General features: G+C 53.8%; 29 protein-coding genes. All 29 read left to right on the top strand.

The genetic code is table 11. The features are described from left to right. Nucleotides 1-194 precede the first annotated feature (194 nt). Nucleotides 195-566: a 30S ribosomal protein S12 gene (gene rpsL / locus AUC61_RS24870; RefSeq protein WP_002555494.1), complete on the top strand. Its 372-nt coding sequence runs from the start codon at nucleotides 195-197 to the stop codon at nucleotides 564-566. Between the two features lie 122 nt (nucleotides 567-688). Continuing rightward, nucleotides 689-1,159: a 30S ribosomal protein S7 gene (gene rpsG / locus AUC61_RS24865; protein ID WP_002555493.1), complete on the top strand. Its 471-nt coding sequence runs from the start codon at nucleotides 689-691 to the stop codon at nucleotides 1,157-1,159. 30 nt (nucleotides 1,160-1,189) lie between these two features. Next, nucleotides 1,190-3,292 carry an elongation factor G gene (gene fusA, locus AUC61_RS24860; protein WP_122662265.1) on the top strand — a complete coding sequence of 701 codons (2,103 nt, stop codon included), beginning with the start codon at nucleotides 1,190-1,192 and terminating at the stop codon, nucleotides 3,290-3,292. A 32-nt stretch (nucleotides 3,293-3,324) separates the two neighbouring features. After that, a complete protein-coding gene (gene tuf / locus AUC61_RS24855; RefSeq protein WP_122662267.1) occupies nucleotides 3,325-4,518 on the top strand; it encodes an elongation factor Tu in 1,194 nt (397 codons plus the stop codon). Nucleotides 4,519-4,657: 139 nt separating this feature from the next. Beyond that, entirely contained in the window at nucleotides 4,658-4,969 is a 312-nt protein-coding gene (rpsJ, locus tag AUC61_RS24850; protein ID WP_003186070.1) for a 30S ribosomal protein S10, read from the top strand. Between the two features lie 81 nt (nucleotides 4,970-5,050). Then, nucleotides 5,051-5,686 (top strand): 50S ribosomal protein L3, encoded by a 636-nt coding sequence (rplC, locus tag AUC61_RS24845; protein ID WP_027898301.1) that lies wholly within the window; start codon nucleotides 5,051-5,053, stop codon nucleotides 5,684-5,686. A gap of 12 nt (nucleotides 5,687-5,698) precedes the next feature. Beyond that, a complete protein-coding gene (gene rplD / locus AUC61_RS24840; RefSeq protein ID WP_020290705.1) occupies nucleotides 5,699-6,301 on the top strand; it encodes a 50S ribosomal protein L4 in 603 nt (200 codons plus the stop codon). Continuing rightward, nucleotides 6,298-6,597 carry a 50S ribosomal protein L23 gene (gene rplW, locus AUC61_RS24835; RefSeq protein ID WP_002555488.1) on the top strand — a complete coding sequence of 100 codons (300 nt, stop codon included), beginning with the start codon at nucleotides 6,298-6,300 and terminating at the stop codon, nucleotides 6,595-6,597. Before rplD ends, rplW begins: the two co-directional genes overlap by 4 nt. A gap of 14 nt (nucleotides 6,598-6,611) precedes the next feature. Further along, nucleotides 6,612-7,436, top strand: a complete 825-nt coding sequence (gene rplB / locus AUC61_RS24830; protein WP_003317104.1) for a 50S ribosomal protein L2 — start codon at nucleotides 6,612-6,614, stop codon at nucleotides 7,434-7,436. A 16-nt stretch (nucleotides 7,437-7,452) separates the two neighbouring features. Beyond that, nucleotides 7,453-7,728 carry a 30S ribosomal protein S19 gene (rpsS, locus tag AUC61_RS24825; RefSeq protein ID WP_002555486.1) on the top strand — a complete coding sequence of 92 codons (276 nt, stop codon included), beginning with the start codon at nucleotides 7,453-7,455 and terminating at the stop codon, nucleotides 7,726-7,728. A gap of 13 nt (nucleotides 7,729-7,741) precedes the next feature. Next, on the top strand, nucleotides 7,742-8,074 hold the full coding sequence (gene rplV / locus AUC61_RS24820; protein ID WP_027898302.1) for a 50S ribosomal protein L22: 333 nt from the start codon (nucleotides 7,742-7,744) through the stop codon (nucleotides 8,072-8,074). Nucleotides 8,075-8,087: 13 nt separating this feature from the next. Next, nucleotides 8,088-8,774: a 30S ribosomal protein S3 gene (gene rpsC, locus AUC61_RS24815; protein ID WP_003176422.1), complete on the top strand. Its 687-nt coding sequence runs from the start codon at nucleotides 8,088-8,090 to the stop codon at nucleotides 8,772-8,774. A gap of 12 nt (nucleotides 8,775-8,786) precedes the next feature. Next, nucleotides 8,787-9,200 carry a 50S ribosomal protein L16 gene (gene rplP, locus AUC61_RS24810; RefSeq protein WP_003186052.1) on the top strand — a complete coding sequence of 138 codons (414 nt, stop codon included), beginning with the start codon at nucleotides 8,787-8,789 and terminating at the stop codon, nucleotides 9,198-9,200. Continuing rightward, complete coding sequence (gene rpmC / locus AUC61_RS24805) at nucleotides 9,200-9,391, top strand: 50S ribosomal protein L29 (RefSeq protein WP_002555481.1); 192 nt, start codon at nucleotides 9,200-9,202, stop codon at nucleotides 9,389-9,391. Before rplP ends, rpmC begins: the two co-directional genes overlap by 1 nt. 2 nt (nucleotides 9,392-9,393) lie before the next feature. Then, nucleotides 9,394-9,660 (top strand): 30S ribosomal protein S17, encoded by a 267-nt coding sequence (gene rpsQ, locus AUC61_RS24800; protein ID WP_002555480.1) that lies wholly within the window; start codon nucleotides 9,394-9,396, stop codon nucleotides 9,658-9,660. Nucleotides 9,661-9,683: 23 nt separating this feature from the next. Next, nucleotides 9,684-10,052, top strand: coding sequence for a 50S ribosomal protein L14 (gene rplN, locus AUC61_RS24795; RefSeq protein ID WP_002555479.1), 369 nt, complete (start codon nucleotides 9,684-9,686; stop codon nucleotides 10,050-10,052). Between the two features lie 11 nt (nucleotides 10,053-10,063). Further along, complete coding sequence (gene rplX / locus AUC61_RS24790; RefSeq protein ID WP_243248906.1) at nucleotides 10,064-10,378, top strand: 50S ribosomal protein L24; 315 nt, start codon at nucleotides 10,064-10,066, stop codon at nucleotides 10,376-10,378. 20 nt (nucleotides 10,379-10,398) lie between these two features. Further along, a complete protein-coding gene (gene rplE / locus AUC61_RS24785; protein ID WP_003210069.1) occupies nucleotides 10,399-10,938 on the top strand; it encodes a 50S ribosomal protein L5 in 540 nt (179 codons plus the stop codon). A 13-nt stretch (nucleotides 10,939-10,951) separates the two neighbouring features. Then, nucleotides 10,952-11,257 (top strand): 30S ribosomal protein S14, encoded by a 306-nt coding sequence (gene rpsN / locus AUC61_RS24780; RefSeq protein WP_027898304.1) that lies wholly within the window; start codon nucleotides 10,952-10,954, stop codon nucleotides 11,255-11,257. A 214-nt stretch (nucleotides 11,258-11,471) separates the two neighbouring features. After that, nucleotides 11,472-11,864 (top strand): 30S ribosomal protein S8, encoded by a 393-nt coding sequence (rpsH, locus tag AUC61_RS24775; RefSeq protein WP_020290698.1) that lies wholly within the window; start codon nucleotides 11,472-11,474, stop codon nucleotides 11,862-11,864. Between the two features lie 12 nt (nucleotides 11,865-11,876). Further along, complete coding sequence (gene rplF, locus AUC61_RS24770) at nucleotides 11,877-12,410, top strand: 50S ribosomal protein L6 (RefSeq protein ID WP_020290697.1); 534 nt, start codon at nucleotides 11,877-11,879, stop codon at nucleotides 12,408-12,410. A gap of 10 nt (nucleotides 12,411-12,420) precedes the next feature. Then, a complete protein-coding gene (rplR, locus tag AUC61_RS24765; RefSeq protein ID WP_087267435.1) occupies nucleotides 12,421-12,771 on the top strand; it encodes a 50S ribosomal protein L18 in 351 nt (116 codons plus the stop codon). Between the two features lie 3 nt (nucleotides 12,772-12,774). After that, nucleotides 12,775-13,275, top strand: a complete 501-nt coding sequence (gene rpsE / locus AUC61_RS24760) for a 30S ribosomal protein S5 (protein WP_003186035.1) — start codon at nucleotides 12,775-12,777, stop codon at nucleotides 13,273-13,275. Nucleotides 13,276-13,277: 2 nt separating this feature from the next. Next, nucleotides 13,278-13,454 carry a 50S ribosomal protein L30 gene (gene rpmD, locus AUC61_RS24755; RefSeq protein ID WP_003186033.1) on the top strand — a complete coding sequence of 59 codons (177 nt, stop codon included), beginning with the start codon at nucleotides 13,278-13,280 and terminating at the stop codon, nucleotides 13,452-13,454. A gap of 3 nt (nucleotides 13,455-13,457) precedes the next feature. After that, complete coding sequence (rplO, locus tag AUC61_RS24750; RefSeq protein WP_027898308.1) at nucleotides 13,458-13,892, top strand: 50S ribosomal protein L15; 435 nt, start codon at nucleotides 13,458-13,460, stop codon at nucleotides 13,890-13,892. Further along, a complete protein-coding gene (secY, locus tag AUC61_RS24745; RefSeq protein ID WP_027898309.1) occupies nucleotides 13,893-15,221 on the top strand; it encodes a preprotein translocase subunit SecY in 1,329 nt (442 codons plus the stop codon). Between the two features lie 28 nt (nucleotides 15,222-15,249). Continuing rightward, a complete protein-coding gene (gene rpmJ, locus AUC61_RS24740) occupies nucleotides 15,250-15,366 on the top strand; it encodes a 50S ribosomal protein L36 (RefSeq protein ID WP_002555468.1) in 117 nt (38 codons plus the stop codon). A gap of 130 nt (nucleotides 15,367-15,496) precedes the next feature. Further along, entirely contained in the window at nucleotides 15,497-15,853 is a 357-nt protein-coding gene (gene rpsM / locus AUC61_RS24735) for a 30S ribosomal protein S13 (RefSeq protein WP_004883692.1), read from the top strand. A 30-nt stretch (nucleotides 15,854-15,883) separates the two neighbouring features. Continuing rightward, on the top strand, nucleotides 15,884-16,273 hold the full coding sequence (gene rpsK / locus AUC61_RS24730; RefSeq protein ID WP_002555466.1) for a 30S ribosomal protein S11: 390 nt from the start codon (nucleotides 15,884-15,886) through the stop codon (nucleotides 16,271-16,273). Nucleotides 16,274-16,287 lie beyond the last annotated feature (14 nt).

Genomic DNA, 16,287 nt, shown 5'->3' with positions numbered 1-16,287 from the left:
GGCCTCGGTCTCTTTTCTCACCGAACGACAGGTAAATCCTGTTGTTCGGTGAGAAAGGAGCTCGGGGCTTTGTCTTGACTGGGGGCAAGATCCTCTTTAGACTCTTGTACCCCTAAATTTGGCGGGACTCGCGTCCTGCCATTTTGCTTTTCTTGCAAGACAATAGCGTCGCAAGACAACAGTGGAGCTAGTAGATGGCAACTATCAACCAGCTGGTACGTCAGCCGCGTAAGCGTATCGTCGAGAAATCCGACGTGCCTGCGCTGCAGAACTGCCCGCAACGTCGTGGCGTATGCACTCGTGTGTATACCACCACGCCGAAAAAACCTAACTCGGCACTGCGTAAAGTATGCCGTGTGCGCCTGACCAACGGTTTCGAGGTTTCCTCGTACATCGGTGGTGAAGGTCACAACCTGCAAGAGCACAGCGTGGTACTGATCCGTGGCGGTCGTGTAAAAGACTTGCCAGGTGTTCGTTATCACACCGTTCGTGGTTCTCTGGATACTTCCGGCGTTAAAGGTCGTAACCAGGGTCGTTCGAAATACGGTACCAAGAAGCCTAAGTAGTATTTGGCTTCCTGTGACAAATTGCAGATTTCTATTTTTCTGAGTCGATAAGAGTAAGGTCGGGCGCGCCCTTGATGGGTGATGGTCCCGAGCTAACCTGAAGACCGTTTGAGGGCTTATCCATGCCAAGAAGACGCGTAGCAGCCAAGCGCGAAGTGCTTGACGATCCAAAATACGGAAGCCAAATTCTGGCCAAGTTCATGAACCACGTGATGGAAAGCGGTAAAAAAGCCGTTGCCGAGCGTATCGTTTATGGCGCGCTGGAAAAGGTTAAAGAACGCAAGAACAGCGATCCCCTGGAAATCTTCGAGAAAGCTCTCGACGCCATCGCTCCGCTGGTCGAAGTGAAGTCGCGCCGTGTAGGCGGTGCTACTTACCAGGTTCCGGTCGAAGTTCGTCCGTCCCGTCGTAATGCGTTGGCAATGCGCTGGCTGGTAGACTTCGCGCGCAAGCGCGGTGAGAAGTCTATGGCTCTGCGTTTGGCTGGCGAACTGTTGGACGCCGCCGAAGGTAAAGGTGCTGCAGTTAAGAAGCGTGAAGACGTGCACCGTATGGCTGAAGCTAACAAAGCTTTCTCGCACTACCGCTTCTAATTTCAGCGTCACTAATTTTGCGAGGGCTTTATGGCTCGTACTACTCCGATTAACCGCTACCGTAACATCGGTATCGTTGCTCACGTGGATGCTGGTAAAACCACTACCACTGAGCGCGTCCTTTTTTACACTGGCGTAAACCACAAAATGGGCGAGGTGCATGATGGCGCCGCGACCATGGACTGGATGGTGCAAGAGCAGGAGCGGGGTATTACCATTACTTCCGCTGCTACGACTGCATTCTGGGCTGGCTCCGTTAAGCAGTTCGAGAAGCACCGCTTCAATATCATCGATACTCCGGGTCACGTTGACTTCACCATTGAAGTGGAGCGCTCTTTGCGCGTACTCGATGGCGCGGTCGTTGTGTTCTGTGGCACTTCGGGTGTTGAGCCTCAGTCCGAAACCGTATGGCGTCAAGCCAACAAGTACGGTGTTCCGCGTCTTGTTTACGTAAACAAGATGGACCGTGCTGGTGCAAACTTCCTGCGCGTGATCGGTCAGATCAAGCAGCGCCTGGGTCACACTCCGGTGCCAATCCAGTTGGCTATCGGCTCTGAAGACAACTTCCAGGGTCAGATCGATCTGATGACCATGGAAGCGGTTTACTGGGATGACGCCGACAAGGGCATGGCCCCTCGTCGCGAAGCTATTCCTGCTGAGCTGCAAGAGTTGGCTGATGAGTGGCGTAGCAACATGGTTGAAGCTGCTGCTGAAGCCAGTGAAGAGCTGATGAACAAGTATCTCGAGGGTGAAGAGCTCACCAACGAGGAAATCGAAGGCGCTCTGCGTCAGCGTACTATCGCTGGTGAAATCGTTCTCGCTGTTTGCGGTTCTTCCTTCAAGAACAAGGGTGTTCCCCTGGTTCTCGATGCTGTGATCAAGTACCTGCCTGCGCCTGTGGACATTCCTGCCATCAAGGGTTCCGATCCGGATGACGAGACTGTCGAAATGGAGCGTCATGCAGACGACAACGAGCCATTCTCGGCTCTGGCGTTCAAGATCGCTACCGACCCATTCGTGGGTACTTTGACCTTTGCTCGCGTTTACTCGGGTGTGTTGAGCTCCGGCGACGGCGTGATCAACTCGGTAAAAGGCAAGAAAGAGCGCGTTGGTCGTATGGTGCAAATGCATGCGAACACCCGTGAAGAGATCAAAGAAGTTCGCGCTGGTGACATCGCGGCTCTGATCGGCATGAAGGACGTCACTACTGGTGACACCCTCTGCTCGGCTGACAAGCCAATCATCCTGGTTCGCATGGACTTCCCGGAGCCGGTTATTTCGGTTGCCGTTGAGCCTAAAACCAAGGATGACCAGGAAAAAATGGGTATCGCTCTGGGCAAACTTGCTCAGGAAGACCCTTCTTTCCGCGTTAAGACTGATGAAGAGACTGGTCAAACGATCATCTCTGGCATGGGCGAATTGCACCTGGACATCCTGGTTGACCGGATGCGCCGTGAGTTCAACGTCGAAGCCAACATCGGCAAGCCACAGGTTTCCTATCGTGAGAAAATCACGAAGGCTTGTGAGATCGAAGGCAAGTTCGTTCGTCAATCCGGCGGTCGTGGTCAGTTCGGCCATTGCTGGATTCGTTTTGCTCCTGCTGACGAAGGTCAGGAAGGTCTGCAGTTCGTGAACGAAGTGGTTGGTGGTGTTGTTCCTAAGGAATACATCCCGGCTATCCAGAAGGGTATCGAAGAGCAGATGAAGAACGGTGTTGTTGCCGGCTATCCGCTGATCGGCCTGAAGGCTACCGTTTTCGATGGTTCTTACCACGACGTCGACTCCAACGAGATGGCGTTTAAGGTGGCAGCCTCCATGGCGACCAAGCAACTCGCTACCAAAGGTGGTGGTGTTGTTCTTGAGCCGATCATGAAGGTTGAAGTTGTTACACCTGAGGACTACATGGGTGACGTGATGGGTGACCTGAACCGTCGTCGTGGTCTGATCCAGGGTATGGAAGATACGGTTTCTGGCAAAGTGATTCGCGCCGAAGTACCGTTGGGTGAGATGTTCGGTTATGCGACCGACGTTCGCTCCATGTCTCAGGGTCGCGCGAGCTACTCCATGGAATTCTCCAAATACTCCGAAGCTCCGTCGAATGTCGTCGAAGCTATCGTTAAAAAACAAGGCTGATTTCAGCCCCTTTAGGCTAGGAGTTCACTGTCGTGGCTAAAGAAAAATTTGAACGTAACAAACCGCACGTCAACGTTGGCACTATCGGTCACGTTGACCACGGTAAAACCACTCTGACTGCTGCTCTGACTCGCGTCTGCTCCGAAGTTTTCGGTTCGGCCAAAGTCGACTTCGATAAAATCGATAGCGCACCAGAAGAAAAAGCTCGCGGTATCACCATCAACACCGCTCACGTTGAATACGATTCGGCCGTTCGCCACTACGCGCACGTTGACTGCCCAGGTCACGCCGACTACGTAAAAAACATGATCACCGGTGCTGCTCAGATGGACGGCGCTATCCTGGTTTGTTCCGCTGCTGACGGCCCGATGCCTCAGACTCGTGAGCACATCCTGCTGTCCCGTCAGGTAGGCGTTCCGTACATCGTTGTCTTCCTGAACAAGGCTGACATGGTTGACGACGCAGAGCTGCTGGAACTGGTTGAAATGGAAGTTCGTGATCTGCTGAGCACTTACGAGTTCCCAGGTGATGACACTCCGATCATCATCGGTTCTGCTCTGATGGCTCTGAACGGCCAAGACGACAACGAAATGGGCACCACTGCCGTTAAGAAACTGGTTGAGACTCTGGACAGCTACATCCCAGAACCAGTTCGTGCTATCGACAAGCCGTTCCTGATGCCTATCGAAGACGTATTCTCGATCTCTGGTCGCGGTACTGTTGTAACTGGCCGTGTTGAGCGTGGCATCATCAAGATCCAGGAAGAAGTAGAGATCGTGGGTCTGCGTGACACCACTAAAACTACTTGCACTGGCGTTGAGATGTTCCGCAAGCTGCTGGACGAAGGTCGTGCTGGTGAGAACTGTGGCGTTCTGCTGCGTGGCACCAAGCGTGACGACGTTGAGCGTGGTCAGGTTCTGGTTAAGCCAGGTACCGTTAAGCCGCACACTCAGTTCGAAGCTGAAATCTACGTTCTGAGCAAAGAAGAGGGTGGTCGTCACACTCCTTTCTTCAAGGGCTACCGTCCACAGTTCTACTTCCGTACTACCGACGTAACTGGTAGCTGCGAACTGCCGGAAGGCACCGAAATGGTTATGCCAGGTGATAACGTTAAAGTTTCCGTTACCCTGATCAAGCCAATCGCAATGGAAGATGGTCTGCGTTTCGCAATTCGTGAAGGCGGTCGTACCGTCGGCGCTGGCGTCGTAGCCAAAATCATCGCGTAAGCAATGATTTGATAAAAAGCCTCCGCTTGCGGGGGCTTTTTTATTGGGTTGACACCCTGTCAGCCCATCTATAGAATTGCGCCTCCTTTTAACGGGCGTATTGCGCTCGGTGGGAACAGCAATCTGGAGTCTGAATCCAATGCAAAACCAGCAAATCCGTATCAGGTTGAAGGCTTTTGACCATCGCCTGATCGACCAATCCACCCAGGAAATCGTGGAAACCGCGAAACGTACTGGTGCTCAGGTGCGTGGTCCAATTCCACTGCCGACCCGTAAAGAGCGGTTCACTGTTCTGGTTTCTCCGCACGTCAACAAAGACGCGCGCGACCAGTACGAGATCCGTACTCATAAACGCGTTCTGGACATCGTTCAGCCAACGGATAAAACCGTTGATGCGCTTATGAAGCTTGATCTTGCGGCCGGTGTGGAAGTGCAGATCAGCCTCGGCTAAGACTTGGGTCTTAGTCGTGTAACGCTCTGAAATGGGCGGCCATAGCGGGTGAAAGCCCCGTACACTCATGAGGTTTACAACATGACTATTGGTGTAGTCGGTCGTAAATGCGGTATGACCCGTATTTTCACCGAAGAAGGTGTCTCCATTCCGGTTACGGTCATTGAGATCGAGCCGAATCGCGTCACCCAGTTCAAAACTGAAGAAACCGATGGCTATCGTGCAGTGCAAGTCACTGTCGGCGAGCGTCGTGCTTCGCGTGTTACAGCTGCTCAAGCTGGCCACTTCGCTAAAGCGAACGTTGCCGCTGGTCGTGCCGTGATGGAGTTCCGTCTTGAAGAAGGCGAATACCAAGCAGGCGACCTGATCAACGCTGAAATCTTCGCTGCTGGTCAACTGGTTGATGTAACCGGTCAGTCCAAAGGTAAAGGCTTCCAGGGTACGATCAAGCGTTGGAATTTCCGCGGGCAAGATAACACCCACGGTAACTCCGTATCCCACCGCGTCCCAGGCTCTATCGGCCAGTGCCAGACTCCTGGTCGTGTATTCAAGGGCAAAAAAATGTCCGGTCATATGGGCGCTGAGCGCGTGACCGTGCAGTCCCTGGAAGTAGTGCGCGTGGACGCTGAACGCAATCTGTTGTTGGTCAAGGGCGCTGTTCCTGGCGCTACTGGCGGCAACCTGGTTGTACGTCCAGCAGCCAAGGCTCGCGGTTAAGGGGAAGCTGACATGCAATTAAATGTAAATGACGCTCAGGCAATCGAAGTTTCCGAACTGACATTTGGCGGCGAGTTCAACGAGACACTGGTTCACCAGGCAGTCGTGGCCTACATGGCTGGCGGTCGTCAGGGTACCAAGCAGCAAAAGACCCGTTCTGATGTCCGTGGTGGCGGTAAGCGCCCTTGGCGTCAAAAGGGTACTGGCCGTGCTCGTGCCGGTACAATCCGTAGCCCAATCTGGCGTGGCGGTGGTACCACTTTCGCAGCACGTCCACAGGATCACTCTCAGAAGCTCAACAAGAAGATGTATCGCGCAGCTCTGCGCTCCATCCTTGCTGAACTGGTTCGTACTGATCGTCTGGTCGTGGTTCAGGACTTCGCTGTTGAAGCACCGAAAACCAAAGATCTGCTGAACAAGCTGACCGGTATGGGCCTGACTGATGTCTTGATCGTATCTGATGCTGTTGACCAGAATCTGTACCTGGCTGCTCGCAACCTGCCGCACGTAGATGTACGTGATGTTCAAGGTTCCGATCCAGTTAGTCTGATCGCATACGACAAAGTGTTGATCACTGTGTCGGCCGTGAAGAAATTCGAGGAGCTGCTGGGATGAACCAGGAACGCGTATTTAAAGTTCTGCTTGGCCCGCACGTTTCCGAAAAGGCTACGGTTCTTGCAGACAAGAAAGGTCAGTTCGTTTTCAAGGTTGCTACTGACGCAACCAAGCTGGAAATCAAGAAGGCCGTCGAAAGCCTGTTCAGCGTGAAAGTAGAGCGTGTTACTACCCTGAATGTTCTGGGTAAGAGCAAGCGCACTGCTCGCGGTCTGGGCAAGCGTAATGACTGGAAGAAGGCAGTTATCTCCCTTCAGCCAGGCCAAGATCTCGATTTCAGCAGCAGTGCTGAGTAAGGAAGGGGTGCATCATGGCAATCGTTAAATGCAAACCGACTTCCCCTGGCCGCCGTTTTGTGGTCAAGGTGGTCAACCAGGAGCTGCATAAAGGCGCTCCTCACGCACCGCTGCTCGAGAAAAAGTCGAAGTCTGGTGGTCGTAACAACAATGGCCGTATTACTACCCGTCATATCGGTGGTGGTCATAAACAGCATTATCGTCTGGTCGACTTCCGTCGCAACGACAAAGATGGCATCGCTGCCACTGTCGAGCGTATCGAATACGATCCAAACCGTACTGCTCACATCGCATTGCTGCTGTACGCAGACGGCGAGCGTCGCTACATCATCGCCCCTAAAGGCGTAAGTGCTGGCGATCAGCTGATTGCAGGCGCTTTGGCTCCAATCAAGCCGGGTAACGCTCTTCAACTGCGTAACATTCCAGTTGGTAGCACCGTTCACGGTATCGAACTGAAGCCAGGTAAAGGTGCACAGATCGCTCGTTCCGCTGGTGCTTCTGCTCAGCTGATCGCTCGTGAAGGTGTCTACGTGACCCTGCGTCTGCGTTCGGGCGAAATGCGTAAAGTGCTTTCCGAGTGCCGTGCAACGCTGGGCGAAGTCTCGAACTCCGAGCACAGCCTGCGTTCCTTGGGTAAAGCTGGTGCCAAGCGCTGGCGTGGCGTTCGCCCAACCGTTCGTGGTGTTGCCATGAACCCGGTTGATCACCCACATGGTGGTGGTGAAGGTCGTACCTCTGGTGGTCGTCATCCGGTATCGCCGTGGGGCTTCCCGACTAAGGGCGCGAAGACTCGTGGTAATAAGCGTACCGACAAAATGATCGTCCGTCGTCGCAAGTAAATAGAGGGATACGACAGTGCCACGTTCTCTGAAAAAAGGTCCTTTTATTGATCTTCACCTACTGAAGAAGATCGAAGTGGCGGCGGAAAAGAACGATCGCAAACCGGTGAAAACCTGGTCGCGTCGTTCGATGATCCTGCCACAAATGGTCGGTTTGACCATTGCTGTGCATAACGGTCGCCAACATGTCCCAGTTCTCGTGAACGAAGACATGGTCGGCCATAAACTGGGCGAGTTTGCCGGTACCCGCACTTATCGTGGGCACGTGGCAGACAAGAAAGCCAAGCGTTAAGGGGTAAGGAACGATGGAAGTAGCCGCTAAGTTGTCGGGCGCTCGAATCTCCGCCCAGAAAACCCGCTTGGTCGCCGACCAGATCCGCGGGAAGAAGGTGGGCGAAGCGCTCAACCTGTTGGCTTTCAGCAACAAGAAAGCTGCCGAGATCCTGAAGAAAGTGCTGGAGTCGGCTGTAGCCAACGCCGAGCACAACGAAGGCGCAGACGTTGATGACCTCCGGGTCTCTACTGTTTTCGTCAACGAAGGGCGTTCGCTGAAGCGCATCATGCCACGTGCCAAAGGCCGTGCTGATCGCATCGTCAAGCGGTCTTGCCATATCACTGTCAAGGTTGCTGACAAGTAACGGAGTCGAAGAGATGGGTCAGAAAGTACATCCCATTGGCATTCGCCTGGGAATCGTCAAGGAGCACACCTCCGTCTGGTACGCAGACGGTCGGACTTATGCGGACTATTTGTTCGCTGATCTGAAAGTGCGTGAGTATCTCCAAGACAAACTAAAAAGCGCGTCCGTAAGCCGTATCGATATCCATCGTCCGGCTCAGACAGCACGTATCACCATCCACACTGCTCGTCCAGGTATCGTTATCGGGAAGAAAGGTGAAGATGTTGAGAAACTGCGTCAGGACCTGACCAAGCAAATGGGTGTGCCTGTGCACATCAATATCGAAGAGATCCGTAAGCCGGAGCTCGACGGTATGCTGGTTGCGCAGAGCGTAGCTCAGCAGCTGGAGCGTCGTGTAATGTTCCGTCGCGCTATGAAGCGCGCTGTACAGAACGCAATGCGCATTGGTGCCAAAGGCATCAAAATCCAAGTGAGCGGTCGTCTCGGCGGTGCTGAAATTGCACGTACTGAATGGTATCGCGAAGGTCGTGTGCCTTTGCACACCCTGCGTGCCGACATCGACTATGCCAACTACGAAGCTCACACCACTTATGGTGTGATCGGTGTAAAGGTTTGGATCTTCAAAGGCGAAGTAATTGGTGGTCGCCAAGAAGAACTGAAACCACAAGCACCTGCGCCTCGTAAAAAAGCTGCTAAGTAAGGGGTACGCCAAATGTTGCAACCAAAGCGTACGAAGTTCCGCAAGCAGATGACAGGCCACAACCGTGGTCTGGCATTGCGCGGTAGCAAAGTCAGCTTCGGCGAGTTCGCGCTGAAGTCTGTTGCTCGTGGTCGTCTCACTGCCCGTCAGATTGAGTCAGCGCGTCGTGCACTGACCCGTCACGTTAAGCGTGGCGGTAAAATCTGGATCCGTGTATTCCCGGACAAGCCTGTAACCAAAAAGCCCCTCGAAGTTCGTATGGGTAAAGGTAAGGGTAACGTGGAGTACTGGGTTGCCCAGATTCAGCCAGGCAAAGTCCTGTATGAAATCGAGGGTGTTTCTGAAGAGCTGGCGCGTGAGGCTTTCGCCCTGGCTGCTGCAAAGCTGCCGCTCGCCACCTCCTTTGTTAAACGGACGGTGATGTGATGAAAGCGAATGAACTTCGTGAAAAATCAGCACAGCAGCTGAACGAGCAACTGCTCGGCCTGCTGCGCGACCAGTTCAATCTGCGTATGCAGAAAGCAACTGGCCAGTTGGGGCAGTCTCACCTGCTCTCGCAAGTTAAGCGTGACATCGCTCGCGTGAAGACTGTGCTCAACCAGCAGGCAGGTAAGTAATCATGGCTGAAGCCGAAAAAACCGTCCGTACGCTGACTGGCCGTGTTGTCAGCGACAAGATGGACAAGACCATCACCGTTCTGATCGAGCGTCGCGTTAAGCACCCGATCTACGGTAAATACGTTAAGCGTTCGACTAAGCTGCACGCGCACGACGAAACCAATCAATGCCACATCGGCGACAAAGTCACGATTCGTGAAACTCGTCCTGTAGCCAAGACCAAGTCTTGGGCACTGGTTGATATTCTCGAACGCGCTGTGGAAGTCTAAGGACTAGGGGTCGGAGAAATTATATGATTCAGACTCAATCCATGCTCGATGTGGCCGATAACAGCGGCGCACGCCGCGTTATGTGCATCAAGGTGCTGGGTGGCTCCCATCGTCGTTACGCTGGTATCGGTGACATCATCAAAGTTACCGTCAAGGAAGCAATTCCTCGCGGTAAGGTGAAAAAAGGCCAAGTGATGACTGCTGTTGTAGTCCGCACTCGCCATGGCGTCCGTCGTGCTGACGGCTCCATCATCCGCTTTGATGGCAACGCTGCTGTTCTTTTGAACAACAAGCAAGAGCCGATCGGCACCCGTATCTTTGGGCCAGTGACCCGTGAACTTCGTACTGAGAAGTTCATGAAGATCGTCTCGCTCGCCCCAGAAGTGCTGTAAGGAGATCCGACATGCAAAAGATTCGTCGTGACGACGAGATCATCGTGATCGCCGGCAAAGACAAAGGTAAGCGCGGTAAGGTGCTCAAGGTTCTCGCTGACGACCGTTTGGTCGTTAGTGGGATCAACCTGGTAAAGCGTCATACCAAGCCTAACCCGATGTCGGGCGTACAGGGCGGTATCGTCGAGAAAGAAGCGCCACTGCACGCTTCTAACGTCGCTATTTTCAACGGTGCAACCAACAAGGCTGATCGCGTTGGTTTCAAAGTTGAAGATGGCAAGAAAATTCGTGTCTTCAAGTCGACCCAAAAAGCGGTTGATGCTTGAACACTGCTAGGTAGAAGACCATGGCACGACTAAAAGAGATTTACCGGAAGGAAATCGCTCCGAAGCTTAAAGAAGAACTTAAGCTGTCGAACGTGATGGAAGTTCCGCGCGTTACCAAAATCACCCTGAACATGGGTCTGGGCGAAGCGATCGGTGACAAAAAAGTCATCGAGCACGCTGTTGCTGACCTGGAAAAGATCACCGGTCAAAAAGTCGTTGTGACTTACGCTCGGAAATCCATCGCTGGCTTTAAAGTCCGTGAAGGTTGGCCGATCGGTGTCAAAGTGACTCTGCGCCGTGAGCGTATGTATGAGTTCCTAGATCGTCTGCTGTCGATCTCCCTGCCTCGGGTTCGCGACTTCCGCGGCCTGAATGCCAAGTCCTTCGATGGTCGTGGTAACTACAGCATGGGCGTGAAAGAGCAGATCATTTTCCCGGAAATCGACTACGACAAGATCGATGCTCTCCGCGGTCTGGACATTACCCTGACCACCACTGCCAAGAACGATGATGAAGGCCGCGCTCTGCTGCGTGCTTTCAAATTCCCGTTCCGCAACTGATTGGAGTAGGAAAATGGCCAAGAAGAGCATGAAGAACCGTGAGCTGAAGCGTCAGCTCACCGTTGCCAAGTACGCCACCAAGCGTGCAGCGCTCAAAGCAATCATCGTTGATCTGAACGCAAGTCCAGAAGCGCGTTGGGAAGCTACCGTAGCTCTGCAGAAGCAGCCACGTGACGCAAGCGCTTCGCGCATGCGTAACCGCTGCCGCATCACTGGTCGTCCGCACGGCGTTTACCGCAAGTTCGGCCTTGGCCGTAACAAGCTGCGTGAAGCTGCAATGCGTGGTGATGTACCAGGTCTGGTTAAAGCCAGCTGGTAATACGCCTTTCACGCAGGATTCCGGTCGGTCGCGCAGGCGATTGGTCGGAATCAAGCCTGAATTTGAATCAAGCCCCTATTGGGGCTTGATTCATTTCCGGGGTGCGCCTAGAATTGCCGGCTCGCCTGAGCCCGTGTTTTTCATTTGCCCGGAATTTCTCGGCGACAAGCTGTAGCCGCAAGGCTAATTATTTTGTATTAGGAGCGTCTAGCCCATGAGTATGCAGGACCCGTTAGCGGACATGCTAACTCGTATCCGTAATGCCCAGATGGCTGAAAAGCCCGTCGTAAGCATGCCATCTTCCACGTTGAAGGTTGCTGTAGCCAAAGTCTTGAAAGACGAAGGTTACATTGCGGGTTATCAGATCAGCAGCGAAACAAAACCGCTGTTGTCCATCGAGCTGAAGTACTTCGAAGGCCGTCCAGTCATCGAAGAAGTGAAGCGCGTCAGCCGTCCAGGCTTGCGTCAGTACAAGTCCGTCGATGATCTGCCAAAAGTACGTGGCGGTCTCGGTGTGTCTATCGTCTCCACCAACAAAGGTGTGATGACGGATCGTGCTGCGCGCGCTGCCGGTGTCGGCGGCGAAGTGCTTTGCACAGTGTTCTAAGGGGGGATAAGCATGTCACGCGTAGCTAAGAACCCCGTTAAGTTGCCAGCAGGCGTCGAAGTTAAGCTCGTCGGCCAGCAGCTTTCGGTGAAGGGTGCCAAGGGCACTCTAGATCTGAACATCCATTCGTCCGTTGAGATTGTTGAAGAAGCTGGTGAGCTGCGTTTCGCTGCTCGCAATGGCGATCAACAAACTCGCGCAATGGCCGGCACCACTCGTGCACTGGTTAACAACATGGTCCAAGGCGTAAGCCAAGGCTTCGAGCGTAAGCTCCAGCTGGTCGGTGTTGGTTACAAAGCGCAAGCAAAAGGCACAGTGCTGAACCTGGCTCTTGGCTTCTCGCACCCAGTGGATTACGAACTGCCGGAAGGCATCACCGCTGAGACTCCCAACCAGACCGATATCTTCATCCGAGGTATCGACAAGCAGTTGGTTGGTCAAGTGGCCGCTGAGATCCGCGACTTCCGCCGTCCTGAGCCATACAAAGGCAAAGGTGTGCGTTACGCAGACGAAGTCGTCCGCCGTAAAGAAGCCAAGAAGAAGTAGGGCATAGCAAATGACCGTCAAAAAAGTTACCCGACTGCGTCGCGCTCGCAAAGCACGCCTGAAAATGCACGAGCTAGAAGTCGTGCGTCTCTGCGTGCACCGCTCTTCGCAGCACATTTATGCCCAGGTCATTTCGGCCGACGGCAGCAAAGTCTTGGCGAGCGCCTCGACTTTGGACAAAGAACTGCGTGATGGTGCCACTGGCAACATCGACGCGGCCACTAAGGTTGGCCAGCTGGTCGCTGCGCGTGCGAAAGCCGCCGGTGTATCGCAAGTGGCTTTCGACCGTTCTGGCTTCAAGTACCACGGCCGCGTCAAGGCGCTGGCTGATGCTGCTCGTGAAGGCGGGCTGGAGTTCTAAGTTATGTCAAATAACGACCAAAAACGCGACGAAGGCTACATTGAGAAGCTGGTTCAAGTTAACCGCGTTGCAAAGACTGTAAAGGGCGGCCGTATCTTCACTTTCACCGCGTTGACCGTGGTTGGTGATGGTAAAGGGCGTGTTGGTTTTGGCCGTGGCAAGTCACGTGAAGTGCCTGCTGCGATCCAGAAGGCGATGGAAGCTGCTCGCCGCAACATGATCCAGGTTGATCTGAATGGCACTACTCTGCAGTACGCAATGAAGTCCGCTCATGGCGCTTCGAAGGTGTACATGCAGCCTGCCTCTGAAGGTACCGGTATCATCGCTGGCGGCGCTATGCGCGCAGTGTTGGAAGTTGCTGGTGTTCAGAACGTATTGGCCAAGTGCTATGGCTCGACTAACCCGGTAAACGTGGTTCACGCCACCTTTAAGGGTTTGAAGGCTATGCAATCTCCTGAATCCATTGCTGCCAAGCGCGGCAAAAGTGTCAAGGAGATCTTCTGATCATGGCTACCGTTAAAGTAACGCTGATCAAAAGCATGACCGGTCGCATTCCTAACCACAAACTGTGTGTTAAAGGTCTGGGTCTGCGTCGCATCGGTCACACTGTAGAAGTGCTGGATACTCCCGAGAATCGCGGGATGATCAACAAAGCTTACTACATGCTGCGAGTCGAGGGTTAATCGATGAAACTCAATGATCTGAGTCCAGCGCCGGGTTCCCGTCGCGAAAAGCATCGTCCGGGCCGTGGTATCGGTAGCGGTTTGGGTAAGACTGGTGGCCGTGGTCACAAAGGTCAGACCTCCCGTTCCGGTGGCACTATTGCTCCGGGCTTTGAAGGCGGCCAACAGCCGTTGCATCGTCGTCTGCCAAAATTCGGCTTCGTTTCCCTGAAGGCCATGGACCGCGCAGAAGTGCGTCTGTCCGAGCTGGCTAAAGTGGAAGGCGACGTTGTAACTGTGCAGTCCCTGAAGGATGCCAACGTGATTAACCAAAACGTACAGCGCGTGAAAATCATGCTGTCCGGCGAAGTTAATCGCGCTGTCACCATCAAAGGTATCGCAGCCACCAAAGGTGCGCGTGCGGCTATCGAAGCAGCTGGCGGCAAGTTCGAGGAATAAATGGCTAAGCAAGGTGCTCTCTCTGCGCTCGGCAAAGGCGGTATGTCTGAACTCTGGGCTCGTCTGCGTTTTCTGTTCCTGGCGATTATCGTCTACCGAATAGGCGCACACATCCCGGTTCCAGGTATTAACCCGGAGCGACTCGCAGACCTGTTTCGACAGAATGAGGGGACCATTCTTAGCTTGTTCAACATGTTTTCCGGCGGTGCGCTGGAGCGGATGAGCATTTTTGCACTGGGGATCATGCCGTACATCTCGGCATCGATCATCATGCAATTGATGACCGCCGTCAGCCCACAGCTGGAGCAGTTGAAGAAGGAAGGGGAAGCTGGCCGTCGCAAGATCAGCCAGTACACCCGCTACGGCACCGTCGTTCTGGCCTTGGTTCAAGCTATCGGCATGTCCGTTGGCCTGGCCGGTCAGGGCGTTGCGTTCTCTGCAGATATCGGCTTCCACTTCGTGGCTGTCACCACCTTTGTGGCTGGTGCGATGTTCATGATGTGGCTGGGCGAGCAGATTACCGAGCGCGGTGTTGGTAACGGTATCTCGATGTTGATCTTCGCAGGTATCGTGGCCGGTCTTCCGAGAGCGATCGGGCAGTCTTTCGAGTCTGCACGTATGGGTGATATCAATATTTTTGCCCTGGTTGCGATCGGTTTGCTGGCAGTAGCGATTATCGGTTTTGTGGTGTTCATTGAGCGTGGTCAGCGTCGTATTGCTGTTCACTACGCCAAGCGTCAGCAGGGCCGTAAGGTCTTTGCTGCGCAGACTAGCCACTTGCCGCTGAAAGTGAATATGGCCGGTGTTATTCCAGCTATTTTCGCGAGCAGCATTTTGCTGTTTCCAGCGTCGTTGGGTGCCTGGTTCGGTCAGTCTGAAGGTATGGGCTGGTTGCAGGACATCTCGCAGTCGATCGCTCCTGGTCAGCCGTTGAATATTCTGCTGTTTAGTGCAGGGATTATTTTCTTCTGCTTCTTCTATACGGCGTTGATGTTCAATCCGAAAGACGTAGCGGAAAACCTGAAGAAGTCCGGTGCCTTTATTCCGGGCATCCGTCCAGGCGAGCAGTCTGCGCGCTATATTGATGGCGTTCTGACCCGCTTGACCATGTTCGGTGCTCTATATATGACGGCCGTCTGCCTGCTGCCTCAGTTTCTGGTGGTTGCAGCAAACGTACCGTTCTACCTTGGCGGGACCTCGTTGCTGATCGTGGTAGTGGTTGTGATGGACTTCATGTCCCAAGTACAATCGCACCTCGTTTCGCACCAGTACGAATCCCTGATGAAGAAAGCCAACCTGAAGGGCTACGGCAGCGGCATGTTGCGCTGAAGTACCCATAAGGTTCGAGGAGCTGGTAATGAAAGTTCGTGCATCGGTGAAAAAGCTGTGCCGTAACTGCAAGATTATTCGCCGCGAAGGTGTTGTTCGAGTAATTTGCAGCGCGGAACCACGTCACAAACAGCGCCAAGGCTGAGTGTGATCTGTGCTTAAGCCCAGCAGCTAGTGCGCTGCTGGGTTGATTATTTGTTATTACAGCGATATTATCTCGCGCCCTATTTCTTGGCTTCCGGGGCGTAGGTAGCTGTCAATTGGAGTCCCACTGAATGGCCCGTATTGCAGGCGTTAACATTCCAGATAACAAGCATACTGTTATCTCGCTGACCTACATCTATGGTGTTGGTCGCACCACTGCACAGAAAATCTGTGCAACCACTGGGGTTAACCCAGCGGCAAAGATCAAAGATCTGAGCGACGAGCAGATTGAACAGCTGCGTGGCGAAGTGGCGAAGTTCACCACTGAAGGTGACCTGCGTCGCGAAATCAACATGAAAATCAAGCGCTTGATGGATTTGGGCTGCTACCGCGGTCTGCGCCATCGTCGTGGTCTTCCAGTGCGCGGTCAGCGTACCAAGACTAACGCGCGTACTCGCAAAGGTCCGCGTAAGCCGATCCGCAAGTAATCGCACCAGCGCAACGACAGGAATTTAGTCATGGCAAAACCTGCTGCTCGTCCTCGTAAAAAAGTTAAAAAGACGGTGGTTGATGGCATCGCCCACATCCACGCTTCTTTTAACAACACAATCGTCACCATCACCGATCGTCAAGGTAACGCGCTGTCCTGGGCTACCTCCGGCGGTTCGGGTTTCCGCGGTTCTCGCAAGTCCACCCCGTTCGCTGCTCAAGTAGCTGCTGAACGTGCTGGTCAAGCTGCGCTGGAATATGGTCTGAAGAACCTCGACGTTAACGTCAAAGGTCCAGGCCCAGGTCGTGAGTCTGCTGTCCGTGCTTTGAACGGCTGTGGCTATAAGATCGCCAGCATCACCGACGTGACGCCAATCCCGCACAACGGGTGCCGTCCGCCGAAGAAGCGCCGCGTGTAATCCAGGAGACTGTA

Source organism: Pseudomonas maioricensis, from assembly GCF_022790535.1.
Lineage (GTDB): Bacteria > Pseudomonadota > Gammaproteobacteria > Pseudomonadales > Pseudomonadaceae > Aquipseudomonas > Aquipseudomonas maioricensis.
Note: the sequence above shows the minus strand (reverse complement) of the source record. Positions and strands in the feature narration are given on the sequence as shown.